This window comes from Bacillus manliponensis, assembly GCF_000712595.1.
GTDB classification, from domain to species: domain Bacteria; phylum Bacillota; class Bacilli; order Bacillales; family Bacillaceae_G; genus Bacillus_A; species Bacillus_A manliponensis.
Map to the genome: position 1 here is coordinate 1 of NZ_JOTN01000058.1, position 2,757 is coordinate 2,757.

Genomic DNA, 2,757 nt, shown 5'->3' on the forward strand with positions numbered 1-2,757 from the left:
GACAGACCCAGGGAACTGAAACATCTAAGTACCTGGAGGAAGAGAAAGCAAATGCGATTTCCTGAGTAGCGGCGAGCGAAACGGAATCTAGCCCAAACCAAGAGGCTTGCCTCTTGGGGTTGTAGGACATTCTATACGGAGTTACAAAGGAACGAGGTAGACGAAGCAGCCTGGAAAGGCTCGTCATAGAAGGTAACAACCCTGTAGTTGAAACTTCGTTCCCTCTTGAATGTATCCTGAGTACGGCGGAACACGTGAAATTCCGTCGGAATCCGGGAGGACCATCTCCCAAGGCTAAATACTACCTAGTGATCGATAGTGAACCAGTACCGTGAGGGAAAGGTGAAAAGCACCCCGGAAGGGGAGTGAAAGAGATCCTGAAACCGTGTGCCTACAAATAGTCAGAGCCCGTTAACGGGTGATGGCGTGCCTTTTGTAGAATGAACCGGCGAGTTACGATCCCGTGCGAGGTTAAGCTGAAGAGGCGGAGCCGTAGCGAAAGCGAGTCTGAATAGGGCGTTTAGTACGTGGTCGTAGACCCGAAACCAGGTGATCTACCCATGTCCAGGGTGAAGTTCAGGTAACACTGAATGGAGGCCCGAACCCACGCACGTTGAAAAGTGCGGGGATGAGGTGTGGGTAGCGGAGAAATTCCAATCGAACCTGGAGATAGCTGGTTCTCCCCGAAATAGCTTTAGGGCTAGCCTTAAGTTTGAGAGTCTTGGAGGTAGAGCACTGATTGGACTAGGGGTCCCCATCGGATTACCGAATTCAGTCAAACTCCGAATGCCAACGACTTATACTTAGGAGTCAGACTGCGAGTGATAAGATCCGTAGTCAAAAGGGAAACAGCCCAGACCGCCAGCTAAGGTCCCAAAGTGTGTATTAAGTGGAAAAGGATGTGGAGTTGCTTAGACAACTAGGATGTTGGCTTAGAAGCAGCCACCATTTAAAGAGTGCGTAATAGCTCACTAGTCGAGTGACTCTGCGCCGAAAATGTACCGGGGCTAAATACACCACCGAAGCTGCGGATTGATACCTATGGTATCAGTGGTAGGGGAGCGTTCTAAGTGCTGTGAAGTCAGATCGTAAGGACTGGTGGAGCGCTTAGAAGTGAGAATGCCGGTATGAGTAGCGAAAGACGGGTGAGAATCCCGTCCACCGAATGCCTAAGGTTTCCTGAGGAAGGCTCGTCCGCTCAGGGTTAGTCAGGACCTAAGCCGAGGCCGACAGGCGTAGGCGATGGACAACAGGTTGATATTCCTGTACCACCTCTTTATCGTTTGAGCAATGGAGGGACGCAGAAGGATAGAAGAAGCGTGCGATTGGTTGTGCACGTCCAAGCAGTTAGGCTGATAAGTAGGCAAATCCGCTTATCGTGAAGGCTGAGCTGTGATGGGGAAGCTCCTTATGGAGCGAAGTCTTTGATTCCCCGCTGCCAAGAAAAGCTTCTAGCGAGATAAAAGGTGCCTGTACCGCAAACCGACACAGGTAGGCGAGGAGAGAATCCTAAGGTGTGCGAGAGAACTCTGGTTAAGGAACTCGGCAAAATGACCCCGTAACTTCGGGAGAAGGGGTGCTTTCTTAACGGAAAGCCGCAGTGAATAGGCCCAAGCGACTGTTTAGCAAAAACACAGGTCTCTGCGAAGCCGTAAGGCGAAGTATAGGGGCTGACACCTGCCCGGTGCTGGAAGGTTAAGGAGAGGGGTTAGCGCAAGCGAAGCTCTGAACTGAAGCCCCAGTAAACGGCGGCCGTAACTATAACGGTCCTAAGGTAGCGAAATTCCTTGTCGGGTAAGTTCCGACCCGCACGAAAGGTGTAACGATTTGGGCACTGTCTCAACCAGAGACTCGGTGAAATTATAGTACCTGTGAAGATGCAGGTTACCCGCGACAGGACGGAAAGACCCCGTGGAGCTTTACTGTAGCCTGATATTGAATTTTGGTACAGCTTGTACAGGATAGGCGGGAGCCTTTGAAGCCGGAGCGCTAGCTTCGGTGGAGGCGCTGGTGGGATACCGCCCTGGCTGTATTGAAATTCTAACCTACGGGTCTTATCGACCCGGGAGACAGTGTCAGGTGGGCAGTTTGACTGGGGCGGTCGCCTCCTAAAGAGTAACGGAGGCGCCCAAAGGTTCCCTCAGAATGGTTGGAAATCATTCGTAGAGTGCAAAGGCATAAGGGAGCTTGACTGCGAGACCTACAAGTCGAGCAGGGACGAAAGTCGGGCTTAGTGATCCGGTGGTTCCGCATGGAAGGGCCATCGCTCAACGGATAAAAGCTACCCCGGGGATAACAGGCTTATCTCCCCCAAGAGTCCACATCGACGGGGAGGTTTGGCACCTCGATGTCGGCTCATCGCATCCTGGGGCTGTAGTCGGTCCCAAGGGTTGGGCTGTTCGCCCATTAAAGCGGTACGCGAGCTGGGTTCAGAACGTCGTGAGACAGTTCGGTCCCTATCCGTCGTGGGCGTAGGAAATTTGAGAGGAGCTGTCCTTAGTACGAGAGGACCGGGATGGACGCACCGCTGGTGTACCAGTTGTTCTGCCAAGGGCATCGCTGGGTAGCTATGTGCGGAAGGGATAAGTGCTGAAAGCATCTAAGCATGAAGCCCCCCTCAAGATGAGATTTCCCATAGCGTCAAGCTAGTAAGATCCCTGAAAGATGATCAGGTTGATAGGTTCGAGGTGGAAGCGTGGTGACACGTGGAGCTGACGAATACTAATAGATCGAGGACTTAACCATATAAATATGAAC

At 52.2% G+C, this 2,757-nt stretch carries 1 rRNA gene; it reads left to right on the top strand.

The features are described 5' to 3' along the window. Window positions 1–2,745 (top strand): 23S ribosomal RNA (locus tag BAMA_RS23095); the annotation flags it as partial. Window positions 2,746–2,757: the final 12 nt, after the last annotated feature.